Annotated in this window: 19 protein-coding genes, 3 rRNA genes and 3 riboswitches; of the genes, 19 read left to right on the top strand and 3 right to left on the bottom strand. The window is 41.1% G+C overall.

Annotation, left to right across the window (positions count from 1 at the left end):
* Positions 1–7: 7 nt before the first annotated feature.
* The 6 genes from MKY27_RS16045 (at position 8) to MKY27_RS16020 (ending at position 7,584) form a co-directional block, all read left to right on the top strand.
* Positions 8–949, top strand: coding sequence for a MoxR family ATPase (locus tag MKY27_RS16045; RefSeq protein ID WP_339173950.1), 942 nt, complete (start codon positions 8–10; stop codon positions 947–949).
* Positions 949–2,136: a DUF58 domain-containing protein gene (locus tag MKY27_RS16040; protein ID WP_339196289.1), complete on the top strand. Its 1,188-nt coding sequence runs from the start codon at positions 949–951 to the stop codon at positions 2,134–2,136. The genes MKY27_RS16045 and MKY27_RS16040 overlap by 1 nt, the downstream gene beginning before the upstream one ends.
* On the top strand, positions 2,133–4,283 hold the full coding sequence (locus MKY27_RS16035) for a transglutaminaseTgpA domain-containing protein (RefSeq protein ID WP_339196288.1): 2,151 nt from the start codon (positions 2,133–2,135) through the stop codon (positions 4,281–4,283). The genes MKY27_RS16040 and MKY27_RS16035 overlap by 4 nt, the downstream gene beginning before the upstream one ends.
* Before the next feature lie 31 nt (positions 4,284–4,314).
* Positions 4,315–4,416, top strand: a riboswitch (purine riboswitch).
* Positions 4,417–4,534: 118 nt separating this feature from the next.
* On the top strand, positions 4,535–6,088 hold the full coding sequence (gene guaA, locus MKY27_RS16030) for a glutamine-hydrolyzing GMP synthase (RefSeq protein ID WP_339176661.1): 1,554 nt from the start codon (positions 4,535–4,537) through the stop codon (positions 6,086–6,088).
* A 191-nt stretch (positions 6,089–6,279) separates the two neighbouring features.
* Positions 6,280–6,429 (top strand): hypothetical protein, encoded by a 150-nt coding sequence (locus tag MKY27_RS16025; RefSeq protein ID WP_339173936.1) that lies wholly within the window; start codon positions 6,280–6,282, stop codon positions 6,427–6,429.
* Positions 6,430–6,678: 249 nt separating this feature from the next.
* Positions 6,679–7,584, top strand: a complete 906-nt coding sequence (locus tag MKY27_RS16020) for a DUF2382 domain-containing protein (protein ID WP_339173934.1) — start codon at positions 6,679–6,681, stop codon at positions 7,582–7,584.
* 292 nt (positions 7,585–7,876) lie between these two features.
* On the opposite strand, the gene MKY27_RS16015 is transcribed toward MKY27_RS16020, so the two are convergent.
* Both MKY27_RS16015 and MKY27_RS16010 read right to left on the bottom strand, forming a co-directional pair.
* Complete coding sequence (locus tag MKY27_RS16015) at positions 7,877–8,278, bottom strand: hypothetical protein (RefSeq protein ID WP_339173932.1); 402 nt, start codon at positions 8,276–8,278, stop codon at positions 7,877–7,879.
* A 77-nt stretch (positions 8,279–8,355) separates the two neighbouring features.
* Positions 8,356–8,766 carry an NUDIX domain-containing protein gene (locus MKY27_RS16010; protein WP_339196287.1) on the bottom strand — a complete coding sequence of 137 codons (411 nt, stop codon included), beginning with the start codon at positions 8,764–8,766 and terminating at the stop codon, positions 8,356–8,358.
* A 198-nt stretch (positions 8,767–8,964) separates the two neighbouring features.
* Positions 8,965–9,066: riboswitch (purine riboswitch) on the top strand.
* A gap of 141 nt (positions 9,067–9,207) precedes the next feature.
* Here MKY27_RS16010 and MKY27_RS16005 point away from each other — a divergent pair.
* The 5 genes from MKY27_RS16005 to rrf all read left to right on the top strand — a co-directional run bounded on the left by MKY27_RS16005 (position 9,208) and on the right by rrf (position 16,531).
* Entirely contained in the window at positions 9,208–10,542 is a 1,335-nt protein-coding gene (locus tag MKY27_RS16005; RefSeq protein ID WP_339173928.1) for an NCS2 family permease, read from the top strand.
* A gap of 214 nt (positions 10,543–10,756) precedes the next feature.
* A complete protein-coding gene (locus tag MKY27_RS16000) occupies positions 10,757–11,110 on the top strand; it encodes a GNAT family N-acetyltransferase (protein WP_339196286.1) in 354 nt (117 codons plus the stop codon).
* A gap of 402 nt (positions 11,111–11,512) precedes the next feature.
* A 16S ribosomal RNA gene (locus MKY27_RS15995) occupies positions 11,513–13,068 on the top strand.
* Between the two features lie 231 nt (positions 13,069–13,299).
* A 23S ribosomal RNA gene (locus MKY27_RS15990) occupies positions 13,300–16,228 on the top strand.
* Between the two features lie 187 nt (positions 16,229–16,415).
* Positions 16,416–16,531: ribosomal RNA gene (gene rrf, locus MKY27_RS15985) — 5S ribosomal RNA — on the top strand.
* The 16S, 23S and 5S rRNA genes sit together here, the layout of an rRNA operon.
* Before the next feature lie 64 nt (positions 16,532–16,595).
* Here the strand turns inward: rrf and MKY27_RS15980 are convergent.
* A complete protein-coding gene (locus MKY27_RS15980; RefSeq protein WP_339196284.1) occupies positions 16,596–17,063 on the bottom strand; it encodes a GNAT family protein in 468 nt (155 codons plus the stop codon).
* Positions 17,064–17,260: 197 nt separating this feature from the next.
* Between MKY27_RS15980 and MKY27_RS15975 the strand changes: the two genes are divergently transcribed.
* The 8 genes from MKY27_RS15975 (at position 17,261) to purC (ending at position 24,814) form a co-directional block, all read left to right on the top strand.
* The gene (locus tag MKY27_RS15975) at positions 17,261–17,959 is read left to right on the top strand and encodes a response regulator transcription factor (RefSeq protein WP_339196282.1); all 699 of its coding nucleotides are present in this window, start codon (positions 17,261–17,263) and stop codon (positions 17,957–17,959) included.
* Positions 17,956–19,404 carry a histidine kinase dimerization/phospho-acceptor domain-containing protein gene (locus MKY27_RS15970; protein ID WP_339196280.1) on the top strand — a complete coding sequence of 483 codons (1,449 nt, stop codon included), beginning with the start codon at positions 17,956–17,958 and terminating at the stop codon, positions 19,402–19,404. The genes MKY27_RS15975 and MKY27_RS15970 overlap by 4 nt, the downstream gene beginning before the upstream one ends.
* A 1-nt stretch (position 19,405) precedes the next feature.
* Entirely contained in the window at positions 19,406–20,443 is a 1,038-nt protein-coding gene (locus MKY27_RS15965) for an outer membrane lipoprotein carrier protein LolA (protein WP_339196278.1), read from the top strand.
* 153 nt (positions 20,444–20,596) lie between these two features.
* On the top strand, positions 20,597–20,785 hold the full coding sequence (locus tag MKY27_RS15960; protein WP_339173914.1) for an NETI motif-containing protein: 189 nt from the start codon (positions 20,597–20,599) through the stop codon (positions 20,783–20,785).
* A gap of 98 nt (positions 20,786–20,883) precedes the next feature.
* Positions 20,884–20,983: riboswitch (purine riboswitch) on the top strand.
* A gap of 168 nt (positions 20,984–21,151) precedes the next feature.
* Positions 21,152–21,640, top strand: a complete 489-nt coding sequence (purE, locus tag MKY27_RS15955; protein ID WP_339173912.1) for a 5-(carboxyamino)imidazole ribonucleotide mutase — start codon at positions 21,152–21,154, stop codon at positions 21,638–21,640.
* Positions 21,637–22,761, top strand: a complete 1,125-nt coding sequence (gene purK, locus MKY27_RS15950) for a 5-(carboxyamino)imidazole ribonucleotide synthase (protein ID WP_339196276.1) — start codon at positions 21,637–21,639, stop codon at positions 22,759–22,761. Before purE ends, purK begins: the two co-directional genes overlap by 4 nt.
* Before the next feature lie 13 nt (positions 22,762–22,774).
* Positions 22,775–24,076: an adenylosuccinate lyase gene (gene purB / locus MKY27_RS15945; RefSeq protein WP_339196275.1), complete on the top strand. Its 1,302-nt coding sequence runs from the start codon at positions 22,775–22,777 to the stop codon at positions 24,074–24,076.
* A 27-nt stretch (positions 24,077–24,103) separates the two neighbouring features.
* On the top strand, positions 24,104–24,814 hold the full coding sequence (purC, locus tag MKY27_RS15940) for a phosphoribosylaminoimidazolesuccinocarboxamide synthase (RefSeq protein WP_339196273.1): 711 nt from the start codon (positions 24,104–24,106) through the stop codon (positions 24,812–24,814).
* Position 24,815 lies beyond the last annotated feature (1 nt).

The following is a 24,815-nucleotide window of genomic DNA, read 5'->3' as shown; positions in this document are numbered from 1 at the left end:
ACAATTCATGAATGAACAGATCGAAGGAATAATCAGAAACATCGAGAAAGTTATGATAGGAAAAAGAGAGATTGCCGAGCTAAGTATTGTTTCATTATTAGCAGGAGGGCATGTATTACTGGAAGACGTACCGGGCGTTGGGAAAACGATGATGGTACGTGCGCTATCGAAGTCTTTAGGTGCAAGTTTTAAACGTATTCAATTTACACCGGATTTATTGCCGTCCGATGTAATTGGCGTTTCAATATATAATCCGAAATCATTGCAGTTTGAGTTCCGTCCTGGGCCGATTGTCGGCAATATTGTATTGGCGGATGAAATTAACCGTACATCACCAAAAACACAGGCCGCTTTATTGGAAAGTATGGAAGAGGGGTCGATTACGGTAGATGGTGAAACGATTCAACTGCCAAAACCGTTTTTTGTAATGGCGACACAAAATCCGATTGAATATGAAGGGACATACCCGCTTCCGGAAGCTCAGCTGGACCGATTTTTACTGAAAATAAAAATGGGTTATCCGACGAAGGAAGAGGAAATTGAAGTGTTGAACCGTGCTGAAAGATCAGTTCCGATTGATGACCTTTTCCCTGTATTAACAATTGAGCAATTGAACGATTTAAGAGAACAAGTAAAACAAGTCCATGTTGAAAATAATATTAAAGAATATATCGTGTCGATCGCACAACATACACGTCACCACGAAAATGTGTATTTAGGTGTAAGTCCCCGTGCTTCCATCGCATTAATGCGTGCCGCGCAAAGCTATGCCTTTATGAAAGGGAGAGACTATGTCATCCCTGACGATATTCAATATTTAGCGAAATTCGTTTTCGGCCACCGGATTATTTTAAAACCAGAAACCCGCTATGAAGGAATTACGGAAGAAAAGGTGATTGAAAGTGTTCTTCGTTACGTCCATGTTCCTGTAAAAAGGTATGCACAGTAATGAAGGGAATCAAGCAGTTTCTGAAGCATGGCGGACGTTTAATTACCGTTGTTTCATTGCTTATCATTACGTATTGCTATGCAATGTTCCAAGGGGGCTTTGTTAGCTGGTTCGTTTTCTTCACGATTCTACCGTTTTTGGTCTATTCGATATTATTGGCGGTTATACCAATCCGTTTTAAAGAAATATCCAGGACTTTATCGAAAGAACGAATTGAACGTGGGAGCAATGTACAAGTTAACGTAACATTCCGAAACACGAGCTGGTTTCCATTTGTTTTCATGATGGTCAGGGAACTGCCGATGAGAGAGGAACATTTTGAGAAACCGAACGGAAATGTAACAAAACTATTTTTGGTTGGGTGGAAACGGGAGTTTAAGTGGACATATGAATTGAAAGAGTTAAAGCGCGGAGAGCATCATTTTAGAGGATTGCTGTTTACATGTACGGACTTTTTTGGATGGACAGTGCGGAATGTAGTAATGAATCACCCGCAGCTGTTTTTAGTATATCCAAAAGTATCCGACGTCAAATTAATGCCGATTGGTATGCAATATGATCAAGGTACAAGTCAATCGCGCTATTCTTTGATCAAAGATACAACGGTTGCCACAGGTGTGCGCGAATATGTACCAGGTGACCGGTTTTCCTGGATTCACTGGAAGTCATTTGCGAAAAATGGTGAACTGCGCACAAAGGAATTTGAAGATCAAAAATCACAAAATACATTTGTGCTCATCGATCGTGCAGTACAGAAAAACTTTGAAGATGTTGTTGATTACACAGCGTCTTATATAAAGAAAATTGTAAAAAAACAGGGCGACGTTTCATTTCTTAGTGTTGGCGTTGACCGGTATTTTACGCCGATCATTAAAACCGGCAAACAATATGAAAAAGTGCTGCAGCATTTGGCGACAGTCGAACCGGATGCGCAGTTTGGTGTCGAGCGTCTGCTATATGAAGAACAGAAAATGATGAGCCGCTCTGTTGTTGTTATCATAACAGGTGAAATGACCCCTCAGCTGCAGGAAGTACTGAATGCCGGAACGAAATATGCACGTAAAATTATATGCTTTGTCGTAAGTAATCAAAAAGAACCGGTACAGCATATGAGCCAAAATAATGAAGTACATTATATTGGCATGAACGAATTGCAGCGAACGTATTCGGAGGTGAAGCACGCATGAGACGCAGCGCAGCCGAAAAAATAGAACTCGCGATTTTTTATTTTATTATTTTCCTGATTTTACGAGAATGGCTAGTACCGGTTATGGAATTGACGGATACCGGCTACTTTACACAGTTTGTTTTATTCATAGGACTTTGTTTAATTCTCGGGATCTTTTCTCTGCCGTTTATTATAAACTGGTTCATTAAACTGGTGTACATTACATGGTTTATAGTCAGTGTATATAAAGATGAGACATTGACGACAGTGCAATTTTTATCGGAAGAATTGAAATATAATTTGGATATACTGTTTGCAGGAGAGTGGATTTATGTAAGTGATCCTTTCCGGACAAGTCTGTTTTTTATACTGATCTGGATGCTGATCTATTTAATTCAGCATTGGGTAAGTGTGCGCTATAGCATCTACTATTTCCTGCTGCTTACAGTATTCTTCATCGGGACACTCGATACTTTTACAGAATACGATGGCACAGCAGCGATCATAAAAGTAATGCTGTTAGGTCTTGTGCTTACATCATTACTGTTTATAAAACGTCTTATGCAGGCTGCGGAAATGCAGAAAGACTGGATGAACTACCTGAAGTATGCAACACCGATCATTATTTTCGTCATGATGGCAGGTATTGTTGCGACAATTATGCCGAAAGCAGAGCCACAATGGTCGGATCCAGTGCCGTATGTGAAAAACATTGCAGGTATTGGAGGCAACGGGAGTCAATCGGTTGCAACAGTTGGCTATGGAGAAAATGATGAGCGATTGGGCGGCCCGTTTGCTGGGGACAATACACTTGTCTATGAAATAAAAACACCGATCCGTCAATATTGGCGAGTGGAAACGAAGGATGTTTATACGTCTAAAGGCTGGGAACAATCGAGTGATGAGGCAGTGCAGCAAACGCTCCAGCTTTCAGATCCACTGCCGCTTTCGATCACACCTGGAAATGAAGAACCCGAATCGGTGGAAGTACAGGCTGTAAATGAAGAATATTTATTTCTATTACAGGCTTATGGAGTGACATCCTATGCTTTGGACGGGATGCATACCGGGTTAAGATATAATACTGGAAATGAGAAAATTTTACCGCTTATTAACAGTGATGTGATTGCACCTGCCTCATATGAAATGACTTTCCAACAGCCGCAATATAGTTACGTAGCTCTGAAGGAAACGTTATCTTCAACTGAAAATAATCCGCGCTATTTGCAGCTGCCGAATAATTTGCCGCAGCGTGTAACGGATTTAGCCTATGAAATTACGGATATGTATGACAGTGTATATGACAAAGCGCGGGCGATTGAAGGTTATTTTGCGCGCAGCGGCTTCCAATATGAAACGACAAATGTACAAGTACCATCGGCGGACCAAGATTATGTAGACCAGTTTTTGTTTGAAACAAGACTTGGCTATTGCGATAACTTCTCTACTTCGATGGTCGTCATGCTCCGTTCAATAGGAATTCAGGCACGCTGGGTAAAAGGTTTTTCAAGCGGAGAACGGATCGATTCACAAGATGGTATGTTTACGTACCAAGTGACGAATAATGATGCCCATTCATGGGTTGAAGCGTATATTGACGGCATTGGCTGGATGCCGTTTGAGCCGACAATTGGGTTTAGCAATCCGATGAATATTAACTATGATGTGGATTTCGAAGCTCCGGAAGAAGAGCAATTACCTGAAATGGAAGAACCGGAAGCGCCAAAGCCGGAGTTGGAAGAGCAAGATACAGCGAAGCAATCAACGAACGGTACAAGTGGTATGGACTGGTCGAAATTCAAATGGGTGCTGTACGTATTATTGGCAGTTGTTGCAATTGGTTTAATTATTGCTTGGAAAAAGCGCGGGCAATGGCAACCGAAACTTGCTGTCCAAATGAACCGTTCAAAATTAGAGAAGGCGGCAACATTTGAAGAAGCTTACTTTGTGTTGTTAAAACAATTGGAGCGTATTCATTTAAAACGAGGGCAGGATGAAACGCTGCAACAGTTTGCAATGCGTGTCGACCGACAGTTGGAAACAACGAAAATGAGTGAGTTGACGGCGTTTTATGAGCGTCTTATTTACGCAAAACAAACCGATCAAATAAATACAAATGAAATGAAAGAAATTTGGGAATATTTAATCAATCGCACGAGTGGTTGATTTTAAGTCGGCGAAAGAGTAAAATTTAGAAAAATAAATAGTATTGTGCCTTCATATAAGTCTGGTAATATGGTCCAGATGTTTCTACTAAGTTACCCTAAATAACTTATCTATGACGGTGGGTCTCACTATACCCTTATAAGGGATAGTTATACCCACTTGAAGAAGAGATGAAATATGAACGCGTAGAAATTATTTTCTTACGCGTTTTTTTTCTTAATATAGGCCGCAAAAAATTAGAAGAGGTGGAAATAGTGTCAACTCCTATGTTAAAAGAGCAAGAAAAGATTGTCGTTCTTGATTTCGGTAGTCAGTTCAACCAATTAATCACTCGTCGTATTCGTGAATTCGGTGTATTCTCGGAATTACATCCACATACGATTACTGCTGAAGAAATTAAAGAAATGAATGCTGTAGGTATCGTATTCTCAGGTGGTCCAAACTCTGTATATGATGAATCTGCATTCCGTGTAGATCCAGCAATTTTCGAGTTAGGTTTACCAATTTTAGGTATTTGCTACGGCATGCAATTAATGGCCTATACACATGGTGGTAAAGTGGAAGGCGCGGCAACTCGTGAATACGGAAAAGCTGAAATTAACATTACTTCGGATAATAAATTATTTGCGGATTTACCAAAAGATCAAGTTGTATGGATGAGCCATGGTGACCATGTAACAGCGGTTCCAGAAGGTTTTGAAGTAATTGCGACAAGCCCGGCATGTTCGATCGCGGCAATGGCTGATGCTTCTCGTAAGTTTTATGCAGTACAATTCCACCCGGAAGTACGCCACTCCGTATACGGAAATGACTTACTGAAAAACTTCGTATTCAATGTTTGTGAAGCAAAAGGCGACTGGTCTATGGCAAACTTCATTGAAATCGAAATTGCAAAAATCCGTGAGCAGGTTGGAGACAAGCAAGTACTTTGTGCATTATCAGGCGGAGTTGATTCATCTGTAGTAGCAGTGTTAATCCACAAAGCAATCGGTGACCAATTAACTTGTATGTTCGTGGATCACAACTTAAACCGTAAAGGCGAAGTTGAGCAAGTTATGAAAACTTTCACAGAAGACTTCGATATGAAACTGATCAAAATCGATGCGCGTGAACGTTTCATGAATAAACTTGCAGGTGTTTCTGACCCTGAACAAAAACGTAAAATTATCGGTAACGAGTTCATTTATGTATTTGATGAAGAATCATCAAAGCTAAAAGATATGGACTTCTTAGCGCAAGGTACGCTTTACACAGATATTATTGAGTCTGGTACAGCTACTGCCCAAACAATTAAATCACACCATAATGTTGGTGGTTTACCGGAAGATATGAAGTTCGAATTAATCGAACCATTAAATACACTGTTCAAAGACGAAGTACGCGCTTTAGGTCTTGAATTAGGTCTACCTGAAGAGGTAGTATGGCGTCAGCCTTTCCCAGGTCCTGGATTAGGTATTCGTGTACTTGGTGAAGTAACAGAAGAAAAATTGGAAATCGTTCGTGAAGCAGATTATATTCTTCGTGAAGAAATCAAAAAAGCTGGACTTGAACGCGACATTTGGCAATACTTCGCTGTATTACCTGACATCCGTTCAGTAGGTGTAATGGGCGATGGCCGTACGTACGATTACGCAGTCGGTATCCGCGGTGTAACATCAATCGACGGCATGACATCTGACTGGGCACGTATCCCATATGACGTATTAGAAAAAATCTCAGTACGTATCGTAAACGAAGTAAAACACGTAAACCGCGTGCTGTATGACATTACTTCTAAGCCACCAGCAACGATTGAGTGGGAATAGTACTGAATAACATTTAACTATTTATACTCTCTTTTAGTTATTGTAAAAATAACTGAAAGGGAGCTTTTAATTTTGCGGAAATTGGATTGGTGAAATTCGAGATACACTAATTTGAGGTTTACTTCAGTAAAATGAGGTATATTATATATTGAATAGGTTCTCTGTGTAGACAGGAAAAGTAGGTGACCAAAATGGGAAAATATCAATTGGATAGTAAAGGCAAGGCAGCTGTTGCGAAGTATCATGAAAAAAACAAGCCTGCCCAATTCGATAAAAAGCAGCAACTTGAAAAATTGCGTGCGCAGTATTTGGAAAAGAAACAACAACAAAACGATAAATAAATTGAAGTGAAACATGGAAGGAGTAATATCTTTCTATGTTTTTTTATTTGGCTTCACTTTTCGTGCTTATCCAATTAATAATAAAATATTGTCATAGCGGTGTTTCATTTTCTTTCATTTTTATTACAGAATATTAAATATATCAACCTCAAGTTTATTATTTAGGAGAAAAGGTATTGTATAGTATGCCAAATCAAGCATAGACAGTCGGTATAAAAAACTAATTAAATTAAACTGGAGGAATGAAACATGGAAACACGTGATAACAAATTATATGGTATTTATGACAATGAAGCAGAATTACAGGCAGAAATGGATCGCCTTCGTGCACAAGGTTACGGCGAGGAAGATATGTACATCGTATCCAACCGCAATGATCAATTATCAATGTATCGAAACTCAAAAGGTTACAGCACTAACACGGATGGTTATGACGCGGATCATAAAGAAGGTTCTTGGTGGGACCGCTTTAAAGCATTCATGATGGGTGAAGATCTAGTACGCGATCAGCACTTTAATCAAATGGGGATCTCAGAAGATGAACGAAATCGTTATTATGATGAATTACAGGCAGGAAAATATTTATTGTATGTAGATAGAGACTACGGTACTTATTTTGATGAAGGGACAAAAAATTATGGCATGAATGATAATGTTGGTGTGAATAATCATTATGAGCGTGATTATGAAAAAACGGATGAAGAACGTTTAGCACTTCATGAAGAACGCCTGCAAGTAGATAAAAAACGTGTGCAAACTGGTGAGGTACAAGTCGACAAACATGTAGTCGAAGAGCAGCAAAATATTGAAGTGCCAGTTGAACATGAAGAAGTTTATGTAGAAAGACGTCCTGTTAATGAGGACACAACTCTTAATGCAAACGGAAAACTTCAAGATGGTGTCACTCATGCCTATGAAGAACAGGGCAAAATTCATATCCCGGTTACAGAAGAACAAGTGGATGTTACGAAGAAAGATGTCGTAACGGAAGAAATCGTAGTCGGTAAACGAAAAGTAACGGATACGGAAACTGTGTCGGACACGGTTCGTCGTGAAGAGGCAGATATCAAAGATACGACTAATACTACGAATCATTTAAATGACTATGACAATTTGGATGATGATCCGTTAAAACGTACAAACCGTGGATTATAAAATAATTATAAAAAATAGGAAGCCTGTATTATGCAGGCTTCCTTGTTTTATATGTTAGTTATAATCTAGTTTGTAGTTTTGAGCTGAAATTATTCTTCAACAGTGGCTTTTTCACGAGTTTTCCACTCGATTCCACTAGTAACACATCCGAATGTAACGATTATTAAAAGTACAAATAATGTGTTATGTAACCAGTAGGGCATTTAAACCCCTCCTTTAATAGTCTGTGTTTCGTTTTATTATTTTAACATATTAAAGGGTAATACTCTCAGTTTTAGATAGTGAGATATAATTATTTTTCATGTTTTTGAACAAAAAATGTCACAATTATAAAGAAGAAAAATGCGATTAATAAAATAGAACCCCCTACAATGAAGAACACCATGTTCAGTGTTTCGTTTGTATCAAGCGGATTTAAATTATACAGCCACATGCCAATACATAAACCAAAAGCACCGATCATGCCTAAAATACTTTGAATTTTAACGAAAATCAACTTGCGGATTGGTACTGAATAATAGAAAATCCCCCAAGCAAAAACGGATAACCAACCGACCAATACAAAGTGTGCGTGGATTGGGCGTAATGAATAGTTCATCTCACCACTCATAATTGATCCGATTAATACACCGATAAAGCCCGAAATAGCAGCAAAGCGAATTAAAAGTAATGCCCATTTTCGTTGTTGTTGCAAAAAAAATCCCCCCTCTATTTGTTCAAACTTCACTATAGAGGAACAATATAACATTTCTATAAACTTTCACTAATTAATTATGAATCTAGCAAATCTAACACTTTATGCTGCTGGAAATCTGTAATAATTTCTTTGGGTAATAATTTGTAAAGTTCATCTTTTGTCGCCCACAAATAGTTGAGGTGTTCATCGGATAAAGTGATTTGCTCCTCTTCTGTATCGCATAAAAACGTGAGCAGGACAATTTGACGTGTTTTACTCGTGTGGAATGTTGTGGAAAACAGCTGATTTTTTACAGTGATATTCAATCCAACTTCTTCTAAAAACTCCCTCATAAGTGCTTCTTTAAATGATTCACCAAACTGCAGGTTTCCACCGACTGTCTCCCATGTGCCTGCCCCAACCGTTTCAATTTGTGAACGCTGAACGATCAGTATTTTATTATTTTTAACAAGAACTCCTTTTACAACTACCTTAATTTCATTCATTTTGATTTCCTCGATTCAGTATAAATTTAATGAAAATAGAATAGAATTTTTTGTTTTCCAAGCTTAATAATAACAAAAAGGAAAAGAGAAATAGAAGTAAATGAATATTTTATGGATGTTTTCACGAACTATGAATTAAAATATATAAAAAATGTTCGGAAATAGCTTGTAATTTGAAAATTGAAATGATATATTACAAACGTAAATTAAATACGTCGTCGTATAATGTCGGGAATAAGGCCCGTAAGTTTCTACCGAATCACCGTAAATGATTCGACTACGATTTATAAATAAGTAATCTCACTTCTATAATAAGAGTGGAATATGCTTATTTTCCTTAAATCGTGGACATGCGGCATTTATGCTTTGCGTGTCTTTTTTGTTTTTAAGGTTAAGTGTTCTTTAGATGTTGAAGACGACAACACGGAGGAAAGTTTTATTATGAAAAAGTATTTCGAGTTCGATAAACTTGGAACTAATTATCGCCGAGAGATTTTAGGTGGTTTTACAACATTCTTGGCAATGGCTTACATTTTAGTAGTAAACCCTAGCATTTTAACGCTATCGGATATTGAAGGTTTACCAGATGCACTACGCATGGATTACGGTGCGGTATTTGTGGCAACAGCTGTTTCAGCAGCAATTGGATGTTTCATCATGGGGATTGTTGCAAGGTACCCATTAGCTTTAGCGCCAGGTCTTGGGTTAAACGCATTCTTTGCTTATACGGTTGTCTTAACAAATGGAAGCCCTTGGCAACATGCTTTGGCTGCAGTTTTTGTATCAGGTGTATTCTTCTTACTTTTAACGATTACAGGATTACGTGAAAAATTAATCAACGCTATCCCAATGGAACTTAAAATTGCCGTTGGTGCTGGTATCGGATTATTCGTATCATTCATCGGTTTAAAAAATGCTGGCATTATTGTTGCGAGTGATGCGACAGTTGTCGGTTTAGGTAACTTACATGATGGTGAAGTTTTATTAGCGATTTTTGGTATTCTTCTAACAGTAATTTTCCTAGTGCGCGGAATGAAAGCTGGCGTATTCATTGCAATGGCCATTACTGCAATCGTAGGTATGTTTATTGGTCTAGTGGATTTACCATCACAAGTTGTATCGGCACCACCAAGTGTTGAACCAACTTTCGGTAAACTATTCTCGGCATTCACTGATCCTGAGTTCTACTCGCTAACAATGGTATCGGTTATTCTATCATTCCTGTTCGTAGACTTCTTTGACAACGCAGGTACTTTAATGGCTGTTGCCAACCAAGCAGGATTTGTTAAAAATAATAAATTACCTCGTGCAGGTAAAGCATTAATCTCGGATTCAATCGCATCGATTTCAGGTTCGATCTTTGGTACATCAACAGTAACATCTTATGTAGAATCTTCTGCAGGGGTTGGAGCTGGCGCACGTACAGGTTTCGCTTCAATTGTTACAGGTATCTGTTTCTTATTGGCTCTATTCTTATCACCAGTATTAAGTGTTGTAACAAACGCTGTTACTGCACCGGCATTAATCGTTGTAGGTATTTTAATGGTATCTTCACTTGGACAAATCGAGTGGAATAAATTCGAAGTAGCTGTACCAGCATTCTTCACAATGTTAATGATGCCATTAACATCATCTATTGCAACAGGTCTTGCAGTAGGTTTCGTATTCTACCCGTTAACAATGGTGTTAAAAGGTAAAGCAAAAGAAGTAAGTCCGATTATGTATATTTTCGCAGTGCTCTTCCTGATTTATTTAGGTACTGTCGGTTCAATGTAAAATCATTTACCAGTCAACTATTGTTGGCTGTTTTTTTATTTTTGCAGGAAAATATAATTGGGGAATCGAATTGAATAGTAAGGGGGGGGAGTTTAATGGTTATCCAAATTGAAGAAGCAAAGGAACATCACTATATAGAAGTAGATTAGTAAAGCAATGGCATGATGATCATGTGCAAGGGGATGGTACGGTTTTTCGCGAAGTGGAGGCTGTTATGCCGAAAGAATATTATATGGAATTGCTTGAGCAAGAGCACAGTACAGTATTAGTTGCGCAGGAGGAAAGTAAAATAATAGGCTTTGCTGTCATTAGTATAGAAGGTTCTCCGGATTATCCTTCGTTAGTTCAAAGGAAGTTTGCCTACATTCATGATTTTGGTGTTGACCAGTCATCAAAACGGCAAGGGATTGGCTCACTGCTTTTTGAAGCTTGTCTAAAGTGGGCTAAAGAAAGGAATGTGAATGAGGTGGAGTTAAATGTTTGGGAATTCAATGAAGAGGCCATCGCTTTCTATAGAAAACACTCTATGAAAACAATCAGCAGAAAAATGAGACTGGCTATTCAGTAGTTATTTCTTTAGTGAAAGTAATTATTTTTATAGTGACAAGTAAATTAACTTTACTACATATATAATAGGAAGAAACTCAATTCAGTTCCGGGATTAAAAATCAGAAAATTTTTTCTTTAAATAAAGGGTTGCGTAATCCCTTGTAACGGGTGTATAGTTAATCACGTTGCTGCGGAACAAACGCAAACAACACAAATGAAAAAATAAATTTTAATAAAGTTGTTGACAAGAACAAGCAACGCTGTTAAAATTTAAAACAGTCGCACAAACGACTGACACAATGAACCTTGAAAACTGAACAAGCAACGTTAATGAAACAAGCTTCTTAAATGAAGCAAACAATAGATTTCAACTTCTAACGAAGTTGGATCGCTAGCAAAGCAAATGAGCTTTCAAACTACTTTTATGGAGAGTTTGATCCTGGCTCAGGACGAACGCTGGCGGCGTGCCTAATACATGCAAGTCGAGCGGAAATTTTATTGGTGCTTGCACCTTTAAAATTTTAGCGGCGGACGGGTGAGTAACACGTGGGTAACCTACCTTATAGATTGGGATAACTCCGGGAAACCGGGGCTAATACCGAATAATACTTTTTAACACATGTTTTAAAGTTGAAAGACGGTTTCGGCTGTCACTATAAGATGGACCCGCGGCGCATTAGCTAGTTGGTGAGGTAACGGCTCACCAAGGCAACGATGCGTAGCCGACCTGAGAGGGTGATCGGCCACACTGGGACTGAGACACGGCCCAGACTCCTACGGGAGGCAGCAGTAGGGAATCTTCCACAATGGACGAAAGTCTGATGGAGCAACGCCGCGTGAGTGAAGAAGGATTTCGGTTCGTAAAACTCTGTTGCAAGGGAAGAACAAGTAGCGTAGTAACTGGCGCTACCTTGACGGTACCTTGTTAGAAAGCCACGGCTAACTACGTGCCAGCAGCCGCGGTAATACGTAGGTGGCAAGCGTTGTCCGGAATTATTGGGCGTAAAGCGCGCGCAGGTGGTTCCTTAAGTCTGATGTGAAAGCCCCCGGCTCAACCGGGGAGGGTCATTGGAAACTGGGGAACTTGAGTGCAGAAGAGGATAGTGGAATTCCAAGTGTAGCGGTGAAATGCGTAGAGATTTGGAGGAACACCAGTGGCGAAGGCGACTGTCTGGTCTGTAACTGACACTGAGGCGCGAAAGCGTGGGGAGCAAACAGGATTAGATACCCTGGTAGTCCACGCCGTAAACGATGAGTGCTAAGTGTTGGGGGGTTTCCGCCCCTCAGTGCTGCAGCTAACGCATTAAGCACTCCGCCTGGGGAGTACGGTCGCAAGACTGAAACTCAAAGGAATTGACGGGGGCCCGCACAAGCGGTGGAGCATGTGGTTTAATTCGAAGCAACGCGAAGAACCTTACCAGGTCTTGACATCCCGGTGACCACTATGGAGACATAGTTTCCCCTTCGGGGGCAACGGTGACAGGTGGTGCATGGTTGTCGTCAGCTCGTGTCGTGAGATGTTGGGTTAAGTCCCGCAACGAGCGCAACCCTTATTCTTAGTTGCCATCATTCAGTTGGGCACTCTAAGGAGACTGCCGGTGATAAACCGGAGGAAGGTGGGGATGACGTCAAATCATCATGCCCCTTATGACCTGGGCTACACACGTGCTACAATGGACGGTACAAACGGTTGCCAACCCGCGAGGGGGAGCTAATCCGATAAAACCGTTCTCAGTTCGGATTGTAGGCTGCAACTCGCCTACATGAAGCCGGAATCGCTAGTAATCGCGGATCAGCATGCCGCGGTGAATACGTTCCCGGGCCTTGTACACACCGCCCGTCACACCACGAGAGTTTGTAACACCCGAAGTCGGTGAGGTAACCTTTTGGAGCCAGCCGCCGAAGGTGGGATAGATGATTGGGGTGAAGTCGTAACAAGGTAGCCGTATCGGAAGGTGCGGCTGGATCACCTCCTTTCTAAGGATTTTTCGGAATCATTCCCTTGGGGAATGAAACATTAACGTTTGCTGTTCAGTTTTGAAGGTTCATTCTTAAGTGAATGAAACACTTCAAAACATTTGTTCTTTGAAAACTGGATAAAACGACATTGAAAGCAATAAATCAAATTTCTATTTTATAGATTTTTAAACAAGTCAAGCAATTGACGTGTAAACTTAAATCTTGGACTTGTTCCAAGTGTTAACTTTTGGTTAAGTTAATAAGGGCGCACGGTGGATGCCTTGGCACTAGGAGTCGATGAAGGACGGCACTAACACCGATATGCCTCGGGGAGCTGTAAGTAAGCTTTGATCCGGGGATTTCCGAATGGGGGAACCCACTATCTTTAATCGGATAGTATCTTCACGTGAATTCATAGCGTGTCGAAGACAGACGCAGAGAACTGAAACATCTAAGTACCTGCAGGAACAGAAAGAAAATTCGATTCCCTGAGTAGCGGCGAGCGAAACGGGAAGAGCCCAAACCAAAGAGCTTGCTCTTTGGGGTTGTAGGACACTCTATACGGAGTTACAAAAGAATGAACTAGACGAAGCGACTTGGAAAGGTCCGCGAAACGAGGTAAAAGCCCTGTAGTCAAAAGTTCATTCCCTCCAGAGTGGATCCTGAGTACGGCGGAACACGTGAAATTCCGTCGGAATCCGGGAGGACCATCTCCCAAGGCTAAATACTACCTAGTGACCGATAGTGAACCAGTACCGTGAGGGAAAGGTGAAAAGCACCCCGGAAGGGGAGTGAAATAGATCCTGAAACCGTGTGCCTACAAGTAGTTAGAGCCCGTTAATGGGTGATAGCGTGCCTTTTGTAGAATGAACCGGCGAGTTACGATTACGTGCGAGGTTAAGTTGAGAAGACGGAGCCGCAGCGAAAGCGAGTCTGAATAGGGCGAATTAGTACGTGGTCGTAGACCCGAAACCAGGTGATCTACCCATGTCCAGGGTGAAGGTGAGGTAACACTCACTGGAGGCCCGAACCCACGCACGTTGAAAAGTGCGGGGATGAGGTGTGGGTAGCGGAGAAATTCCAATCGAACCTGGAGATAGCTGGTTCTCTCCGAAATAGCTTTAGGGCTAGCCTCGTGATTGAGAATACCGGAGGTAGAGCACTGTTTGGACTAGGGGGGCATCTCGCTTTACCGAATTCAGACAAACTCCGAATGCCGGATATTTATACACGGGAGTCAGACTGCGAGTGATAAGATCCGTAGTCAAGAGGGAAACAGCCCAGACCACCAGCTAAGGTCCCCAAGTAATCGTTAAGTGGAAAAGGATGTGGCGTTGCTTAGACAACCAGGATGTTGGCTTAGAAGCAGCCATCATTTAAAGAGTGCGTAATAGCTCACTGGTCGAGTGACGCTGCGCCGAAAATGTATCGGGGCTAAACGATTCACCGAAGCTGTGGATGCATACTTTGAGTATGCGTGGTAGGAGAGCGTTCTAACAGCGTTGAAGTCAGACCGGAAGGACTGGTGGAGCGGTTAGAAGTGAGAATGCCGGTATGAGTAGCGAAACATGGGTGAGAATCCCATGCACCGTATGACTAAGGTTTCCTGAGGAAGGCTCGTCCGCTCAGGGTTAGTCGGGACCTAAGCCGAGGCCGATAGGCGTAGGCGATGGACAACAGGTTGATATTCCTGTACCACCTCCTCACCGTTTGAGAAATGGGGGGACGCAGTAGGATAGGGTAAGCACGCCGTTGGTTGCGCGTGTTCAAGCAGTAAGGCGTGTATGTAGGCAAATCCGCATACTATAACGTTGAGCTGTGATGACGAGCTCGTATGAGCGAAGTTCCTGATTTCACACTGCCAAGAAAAGCCTCTATCGAGGTGAGAGGTGCCCGTACCGCAAACCGACACAGGTAGTCGAGGAGAGAATCCTAAGGTGTGCGAGAGAACTCTCGTTAAGGAACTCGGCAAAATGACCCCGTAACTTCGGGAGAAGGGGTGCTTCTTTGGGTGCATAGCCTAGAGAAGCCGCAGTGAATAGGCCCAGGCGACTGTTTAGCAAAAACACAGGTCTCTGCAAAACCGTAAGGTGACGTATAGGGGCTGACGCCTGCCCGGTGCTGGAAGGTTAAGAGGAGCGGTTAGCGCAAGCGAAGCTGTGAATTGAAGCCCCAGTAAACGGCGGCCGTAACTATAACGGTCCTAAGGTAGCGAAATTCCTTGTCGGGTAAGTTCCGACCCGCACGAAAGGCGTAACGATCTGGGCACTGTCTCAACGAGAGACTCGGTGAAATTATAGTACCTGTGAAGATGCAGGTTACCCGCGACAGGACGGAAAGACCCCGTGGAGCTTTACTGTAGCCTGATATTGAATTTTGGTACAACTTGTACAGGATAGGTAGGAGCCAGAGATCTCGGAGCGCCAGCTTCGAAGGAGGCGTCGGTGGGATACTACCCTGGTTGTATTGAACTTCTAACCCATGCCCCTTAGCGGGGTAGGAGACAGTGTCAGGCGGACAGTTTGACTGGGGCGGTCGCCTCCTAAAGAGTAACGGAGGCGCCCAAAGGTTCCCTCAGAATGGTTGGAAATCATTCGTAGAGTGTAAAGGCATAAGGGAGCTTGACTGCGAGACCTACAAGTCGAGCAGGGTCGAAAGACGGGCTTAGTGATCCGGTGGTTCCGCATGGAAGGGCCATCGCTCAACGGATAAAAGCTACCCCGGGGATAACAGGCTTATCTCCCCCAAGAGTCCACATCGACGGGGAGGTTTGGCACCTCGATGTCGGCTCATCGCATCCTGGGGCTGTAGTCGGTCCCAAGGGTTGGGCTGTTCGCCCATTAAAGCGGTACGCGAGCTGGGTTCAGAACGTCGTGAGACAGTTCGGTCCCTATCCGTCGTGGGCGTAGGAAATTTGAGAGGAGCTGTCCTTAGTACGAGAGGACCGGGATGGACATACCGCTGGTGTACCAGTTGTCTTGCCAAAGGCATCGCTGGGTAGCTATGTATGGACGGGATAAGTGCTGAAAGCATCTAAGCATGAAGCCCCCCTCAAGATGAGATTTCCCATTACGCAAGTAAGTAAGACCCCTGAAAGACGATCAGGTAGATAGGTTCGAGGTGGAAGTGCGGTGACGCATGCAGCTGACGAATACTAATCGGTCGAGGACTTAACCACATTTTATTGCACAAACTCAATGAAACGTTTATCCAGTTTTGAAAGAATGAAAATTCTTTTCAAGGGTTTCAAGACACAAGCTAGTCGAGGAAACGACTGAGTGATTGAAGGAGCGTACTCAAGTACGTGACTGAAAGAACGAAGGAAGTTGACGAAGGATAGCGCCGTGTATTGGAAGCCGTAATAGTGAAGTGATGATGGCAAAGAGGTCACACCCGTTCCCATACCGAACACGGAAGTTAAGCTCTTTAGCGCCGATGGTAGTTGGGGGCTTCCCCCTGTGAGAGTAGGACGTCGCTTCGCACACGCAAAACCACTGAGGAATCAGTGGTTTTTTTGTTGTTCTAAATAGATATATATAGGCTGATTATTTTCTAACCATCGTCATGAATTTTGTAACATCATTGCTAAATTCATTTTCTTTAACAAAACCAAGCTTTTTATAAAGGCGAATGGCTCTTTCATTAAACATTGCTACGGTCAGTCTCAGTGGTTTACTTGGAGAATTATCCTCGATGAATTTTATAACACCCCTACAAAACTCATACCCCTTGCCTTGACCGACCAGATTTGGATGCATTCCAACCCCCATATCAATAAAATCCTCCTTATAAACATTAAACTTATTTCCGCTTGGTATTCGAGCGCTTTCCCCAGTACAGAAAAACCCAATTACCTCATTATTTTTATTAACTGTGTAGTAGGAACCTTCCATTAATTCCTCTAAAGCTTCCACTGTCTGTTCATTATTGTAAAAATTGTAAGGCTCCTCATATGTCCAACCGAGAATTGCAGTGGCCTTCTCACAGTCCATCTTTTCAAAAAAGACTTCCATTTTTTTATGACACCTCTTTTATTGTAATACGTTAAGATTAACATAAATATCCATCTCATAATGGCCGCCTTTACGGACAAAGGGAACTTTGGCTATCTTTTAACAGGCGGTACAAAGTAAGATTAAATATAAAGGATTTATAAAGTTACAATGATCGAAGAAATTACTTGCTATAGTGATCGTAGGAGGCGTACTTGATGGCACAACAAATTCTTTTAGTGGAAGATGACCGCGAAATTGCTCGCATTATTAAAGACACTTTAATAAAGGAAGGCTATGCAGTAACATGGGCAACGACAGGAATTGAAGGGCTGGAGGATTTTTCTTCCGGAAACTATGATTTAATACTTGTTGATTGGATGATGCCTGAAATGGATGGGTTATCTATGATTGAACATATTCGACTGCAAAGCGATGTCCCAATCATAATGATCAGTGCAAAAAGCAATGAAACGGATAAAGTTACAGGGTTACAAGATGCCGATGATTATTTGGCAAAGCCGTTTTCTTTAGAAGAATTAAAAGCGCGTGTTCGGTCTCAATTAAGGCGATGGCAGCGATATAATAAAGTTTTTGCAACAGAAGAAACAATTTCATATGCACAAGGATTAAAAATCGATTGGCTAAAAGAACGTGTTTATATTGAAGAGGCTGAAGTTAATTTGACGCAAAAAGAGTTTGCGTTACTGAAAGTATTGGCACAAAATCCATTCGAGCTATTTACAAAGGAAGCGTTGTATACACATGTATGGCATCAAGTGGAGCTGGACCAGACACACACGGTTACTGTGCACATTAAAGCATTGCGTGAGAAGCTGAACGATCCTGTCAAATCACCTAACTATATACAGACTGTATGGGGAAAGGGCTACCGATTTATAGGTGAACAAATATGAAGATTAAATCATGGCTTCTACTGACGTATTTGCTTGTCATGATATTGCCGTTGCTTGCATTGTATGGTCTTTATGTAACGATTAACGCGTACTACCAAGATAAAAACGTTGATGAATATTTAGAAAAGTGGGCAGTTGTGACAGATTTAAAAGACCAGTTGGATCATCCATCGCTTTACAATATGAATGCGAATTATAAAGGAATCGAGAAACTGACTTCCGATCAGTTAATGATTACATTATATAATCCAAATGGGAAGATCTATTATTCTTCAAATTTAATTAATCCTTTCAGCAGCTTTGAGTCGAAAAGTTACGTTTATAAAAATCTGTATGAGTTTGAACAAAACTATAAGACATTTATTTATAAAGAACCTGTTTATGAAGACGGGAAAATAAAAGGTATATACAAAATTACGCTCGTTCGTTCTGAATGGCTGGAACAAGTAAATACAAAATCACTATTTGTCATTATTAGTTTAATCATAGTAATGCTGCTCCTATACGCGGCGGTTGTCTATTTGCTGAACAGACGCCTCAATAAGCCGGCAAAACGCCTAATGGAACAAATGCATGCTTTTGCCAAGGATGAAGAAACAAATCCGCTGCCAGTAACAAAGGATGAAATCGGGAAATTAACCGAGAGCTTTCAATTAATGCAACAGGAAATAACTGCGACCCGAAAAAATCTTGCAGTGGAACAGCAGCAAAAGGAATTTATGATTGCGAGTCTGTCACATGACTTGAAAACGCCTCTTACATCAATTCAAGCATACGCAGAAAGTTTACGGCACGGGAGCCATTCCGAAAAGGAACAGCACGAGTATTTGCAGGTCATTCAGTCCAAAGCCGACTATATGAAGCAGTTGCTTGATGACTTAATGATGTTGACATTATTGCAGTCCCCGACCTATGAATTGGAACTAGTAAAGGTCGATGGTGAAGAGTTTTTTGAAATGCTGCTTAGTGATTATGAACAGATCAGCAGGGAAAAAGGGTTCGAAGCGAAAACAACAGTCAATGTAGAAGGAAGTTATTTTGTAAATCCGAAGCAACTGATGCGTGTTGTCGACAATGTTGTCGCAAATGCCTGGACGTATACAAATCCTGGAGGAACAATTGGTATATCGGCATTTGAATCACCGAATATTCCTTCGTGGAGTTTTGGGAAATTAGCAGAAAGCTTTACAGAAAAGGGCATTTATATTGTTGTAAAAAACAGCGGCGCAACATTATCGGAACAGCAATGTAAAGAAATGTTTGATCCCCTGTATCAAATTGATGATTCCCGGAGCCATATTGGCGAACGGGGGGCTGGTCTCGGTTTAAGTATTGCAAAGCAAATAATGGCTAAACATGATGGAACGATTACAGCTATAGCGCAGCAAAATCAACTAGCGATTTTCATATGGCTACCATCAATTGAAGAAGAGAGGAATGGGTAAAATGAAAAAGTGGATTTATTCAGCAGCAGTAGTTTTAACGCTATCTTTGGCGGCATGCAGCAATGAGGAAAGTTATTCACCCCAGGAAATATTGAATCAGGCAATGCAGGAGACGTCTGAGCTAGATTCCTATTATGGAGAATATAAAATGATAATGGATGACGGTACGGAAATTCTTTCAAAGCAATGGGAGAAAAACGGAAAGACTCGTGTAGAAATGGTTGACTCCACAGGAGAGGAATCGATTGCAGTAAATGACGGTAAAACAGTATCTTCCTATTCAAAAACAACAAATGAAGCGATTATTTTTGAACTTGGACCGGACGTTGAAAATTCAGTACGACCAACGTTAAAAGAGCAGGCATTACGTACATTGGAACAAATAAAAAATTCCCATGACATTACGATTGGTGAAGAAGAAAAGATCGCCGGTCACGAAACATACCATTTAATCGCAAAAGTGAAAAAGAAAAATACGCTTATTGGAGATATGGAAGTATGGGTAGATAAAAAAACATGGATGACATTAAAGACGATTTCGGCAAATGGTGATATGAAATTAACTTCTGAATTCACAAAATTTGAACCAAACAGTAAAATTGATGATTCCAAATTTACGCTGGATATACCGGAAGATGCTGATGTGAAATATGAGTCTTATCAGCCAATCGAACAACTAACAGAGGAAGAAGCTGTCGAGAAGCTGGGCACATTTTTAATCTTCCCCGAATCACTTGGTTACACATTGGAAGGTATTGAAGATATGGGGATGGCAGAAACCGGAGAAATCGCTTTAACATATTCCAAAAACGGTGAGCAGCAATTTTCGCTTTCAATCTTCAAGCCAATGGAATCCATCGGTGAAGATGAAGAAATCATTGAAGTACGTGGGCAAAAAGGATCTAAAATTGATTTGGAGACTTTCAAATTACTTCAATGGGATGAAGAAGGTTTGCGCTATAATATAATTATTGAAAATCTTGATTTGACATTTGAGGAAATACTGGAGTTAACAGAACAAATGGAGTATATAAAATAAAAGTGCAGGAGCAATCATAGTAAAACTTTGATTGCTCTGTTTTATTTTCCAGTTGTGACAAATCGTTCACAAAATAAAGCTTTTCTATTAGAAAGTACTAAAAATATCGTGGTATAGTTAGAGCGATATTTTACATGTGGAAGGATGACATTTTTGGGTAAAAAGCAAGTGTGGTATGAAGTAGAAGAAAATGAAACAATCGAGCAATGCCTTGAAAGAATGAAGAAAGATGGCTATATGCCCTTTGGACGAAGAGAGGAACCGGTATTTGAAGAGGTAAATGGCGAGCCTGTTTACTTACGTCAAAAGATACAATTTAAAGGTTTATTAATAGAAGATTAACGGATGATTTGTTTAAAAGACGAACAATATCTTTTACTTTAAAAATATTGTTCGCATTTTTGCATTGATTTTATACGTAACCCTTGTTAAAATGTGTACAGGAAAAACATTTAATCCCTCATATATGCTAGAGAATATGGCTCTAGTGTCTCTACCCGGCACCGTAAATACCGGACTATGTGGGAAAGCAACTTCAGGTGTGATGAATAAAGGGTGTGGATCACAATGCAATTATCTACATATACTTTTAATGCTCAATCCTCAAGTAGATTGCTTTCTCATGCGTAGAGCGTAGAGAGCAGTTTATTTGAGGATTTTTACATTGATTTTTAACAAGTGGAGAAGATGTTTAAAGGAGCGAAATTCATGAATCCGAAAATTGGCGTTATTATGGGAAGTTCTAGCGATTGGGAAACGATGAAGCATGCTTGTGACATTTTGGACGAGCTGCAGGTACCTTATGAAAAGAAAGTCGTTTCAGCACATCGCACACCAGATTTAATGTTTGAATATGCGGAAGCGGCACGTGGACGCGGTATTCAAGTAATTATTGCAGGGGCTGGTGGAGCGGCTCATTTACCAGGTATGGTAGCAGCAAAAACGACATTACCTGTAATCGGCGTACCTGTACAGTCACGAGCATTGAACGGACTTGATTCACTACTATCGATTGTGCAGATGCCAGGTGGCGTACCTGTAGCAACTGTAGCAATCGGCAAGGCTGGAGCAACAAATGCTGGTCTCCTTGCAGCGCAAATTTTAGGAGCGTTTGATCAGGAACTTGCTGCAAAGCTTGAGGCACGACGTGAAGCGACGAAAGCGCAAGTTTTGGAAAGCACAGGTGACTTGACGTGAAGAAAATGATTTACCCTGGACAAACAATCGGTATTATCGGCGGCGGTCAGCTAGGTCGTATGATGGCTGTTGCGGCAAAGGAAGCCGGCTATAAAATCGCAGTACTGGAGCCAACGATGGATTCTCCTTGTGGACAAGTGGCAGACATACGAATCGTCGCAGCCTATGATGACGAAGCAGCATTGGAAGAGCTTGCGGAAGTTAGTGATGTCATAACATATGAGTTTGAAAACATCGATTACGATGGCTTAAAGCGATTAACACAAATGGCATATGTTCCTCAAGGTGCAGAACTTGTGCGCATTACACAAAATCGCGTTACAGAAAAGCAAATGATCGTTGATGCAGGCTGTCCGGTTGCGCCGTATATTGTCGCTTCTACATATGACGAGCTTCAAGAAAAAATCGGAGAAATCGGCTTCCCCTGTATCGTAAAAACAGCTCGGGGCGGTTATGACGGGAAAGGTCAGCAGTTATTGAAATCTGCTGAGGACTTACCCTTAGCAAAAGAGTTATTTGCACATTCACAATGCATTGCAGAAGGTTTTGTACCGTTTACGAAAGAGATTTCAGTCATCGTTCAACGCAATGGAGATGGTGAAACATACTGCTTGCCCGTTGGAGAAAACATTCATATAAATCATATTTTACATGAAACGATTGTGCCGGCCCGTATCGAAAGGTCTACAGCTCAATTAGCTGAAGAAGCTGCTCTAAAAATTGCGGATTCCCTACAACTGATTGGAACATTGGCGGTTGAAATGTTCGTCCTTGAAGATGGCAGTATCGTAATTAACGAATGCGCACCACGTCCGCATAACTCAGGCCATTATTCGATTGAGGCATGCAATATTTCACAGTTCACTCAGCATATCCGTGCAGTATGCGGTTGGCCGCTACGTAAACCAAAACTGTGGGGACCATCAATTATGGTAAATGTACTTGGTCAGCATGTCGTTCCATTAACAAATTCAATTTCGAAGTTTCCTGGCTGGTCAGTACATTTGTACGGGAAATCAGAAGCAAAGGTAAATCGAAAAATGGGTCATGTCACAATCATGACAGATGATATAAATACAGCATTACAACAAATTACAGACTCTGGTATTTGGCCGGAGTAAAAGGAGAAGATTTATGATAGAACGCTATACACGTCCTGAAATGGGTGCAATTTGGACTGAAGAAAACAAATTTAAAGCATGGCTTGAAGTAGAGATTTTAGCTTGTGAAGCTTGGGCTGAAATCGGCGAAATTCCTAAAGAAGATGTAGCGAAATTACGTGCAAATGCATCATTTAATATCGATCGTATTTATGAAATTGAGCAGGAAACACGTCATGATGTCGTAGCATTTACACGAGCTGTTTCGGAAACACCTGCACTTGGTGAGGAAAAGAAATGGGTGCACTACGGTTTAACTTCAACGGACGTTGTAGATACAGCACTATCATATTTAATCAAACAGGCGAATGAAATTTTACGAAAAGACTTACATCAATTCATCGCTATTCTGACTGAAAAAGCAAAAGAGCATAAATTTACAGTAATGATGGGACGTACGCACGGTGTGCATGCAGAACCGACAACATTTGGTTTAAAGCTGGCATTATGGCTTGAAGAGATGCGCCGTAACTTAGTACGTTTTGAAGAAGCCGCAAAAGTAATAGAAACAGGTAAAATGAGCGGTGCTGTCGGAACATATGCCAATATTAACCCACGTGTTGAAAGCTATGTATGTGAACATCTTGGATTAGCAGCTGCACCAATTTCTACACAGACATTGCAGCGTGACCGTCATGCACAATACTTTTCTACACTGGCTTTGATCGCTACATCAATTGAAAAGTTTGCGACAGAAATCCGCGGACTGCAAAAATCCGAAACACGTGAAGTGGAAGAAGGATTTGCGAAAGGGCAAAAAGGTTCATCTGCTATGCCGCATAAGCGAAATCCAATCGGCTCTGAAAATATGACAGGTATGGCACGATTAATGCGCGGCTATATGCTGACAGCTTATGAAAATGTGGCTTTATGGCATGAACGTGATATCTCACATTCTTCAGCTGAACGTGTCATTATTCCGGATGCCACAATTACATTAAATTATATGTTAAATCGTTTCGGTAATATTTTGAAAAACTTAACTGTATTCCCTGACAATATGAAACGCAATATGGAGCGTACATTTGGTCTGATCTACTCACAGCGTATTTTACTTGCGTTAATCGACAAAGGATTATCACGTGAGGAAGCGTACGATACGGTTCAGCCATTAACAGCACGTGCTTGGGATGAGCAAACACAATTCCGTCCGCTTGTGGAAGCTAGTGAAAAAATCACAGCGTATCTATCACCGGAAGAGATTGCAGACTGCTTTGACTACAACTACCATATTCAGAATGTTGATTTGATTTTCGAACGTTTAGGACTTAACTAACTAATCATTAATCAGGAGGAATACGTCATGAATAAAGGGCAGCTTTTATATGAAGGGAAAGCAAAACGACTTTATACAACAGAAGATACTGAAATACTTTTTGTTGAATACAAAGATAGTGCAACAGCATTTAATGGCGAGAAAAAAGCCGAGATTGCTGGCAAGGGAAATTTAAACAATCAAATTACGACATTGCTTTTTGAGAAGTTACAAGAAAACGGAATTGAATCACATTTCGTAAAAAGACTTTCAGCAAACGAACAGCTTGTACGTAAAGTCGAAATTATTCCAATCGAAGTTGTTACACGCAATATTGCTGCAGGCAGCCTTGCTAAACGTCTAGGCTTGGATGAGGGCACATTGCTTAAGCGTCCGATCGTCGAATTTTACTATAAAGATGATGCATTAGGTGATCCGATGATTACAACAGAGCATATTGAAGTGCTGGATATCGCAACACCAAAGGAAGTAGAACAGCTATATAATGCGGCACTGCATGTGAATGAAGTGCTGCGTCCAATCTTTACTGCTGTTGGTGTAACGTTAGTCGACTTCAAACTGGAATTTGGTCGTGATAAAGACGGCAATATTTTACTTGCCGATGAAATTTCTCCTGACACTTGTCGTTTATGGGACTCTAATACAAAGCAAAAACTTGATAAAGACGTATTCCGCCGCGATTTAGGCAATCTTACGGAAGTATATGAGATTATATTACAAAAACTTGGAGGCAACTAAC

Source organism: Solibacillus sp. FSL R5-0449 (assembly GCF_037975215.1).
Taxonomy (GTDB): domain Bacteria; phylum Bacillota; class Bacilli; order Bacillales_A; family Planococcaceae; genus Solibacillus.
Note: the sequence above shows the minus strand (reverse complement) of the source record. Positions and strands in the feature narration are given on the sequence as shown.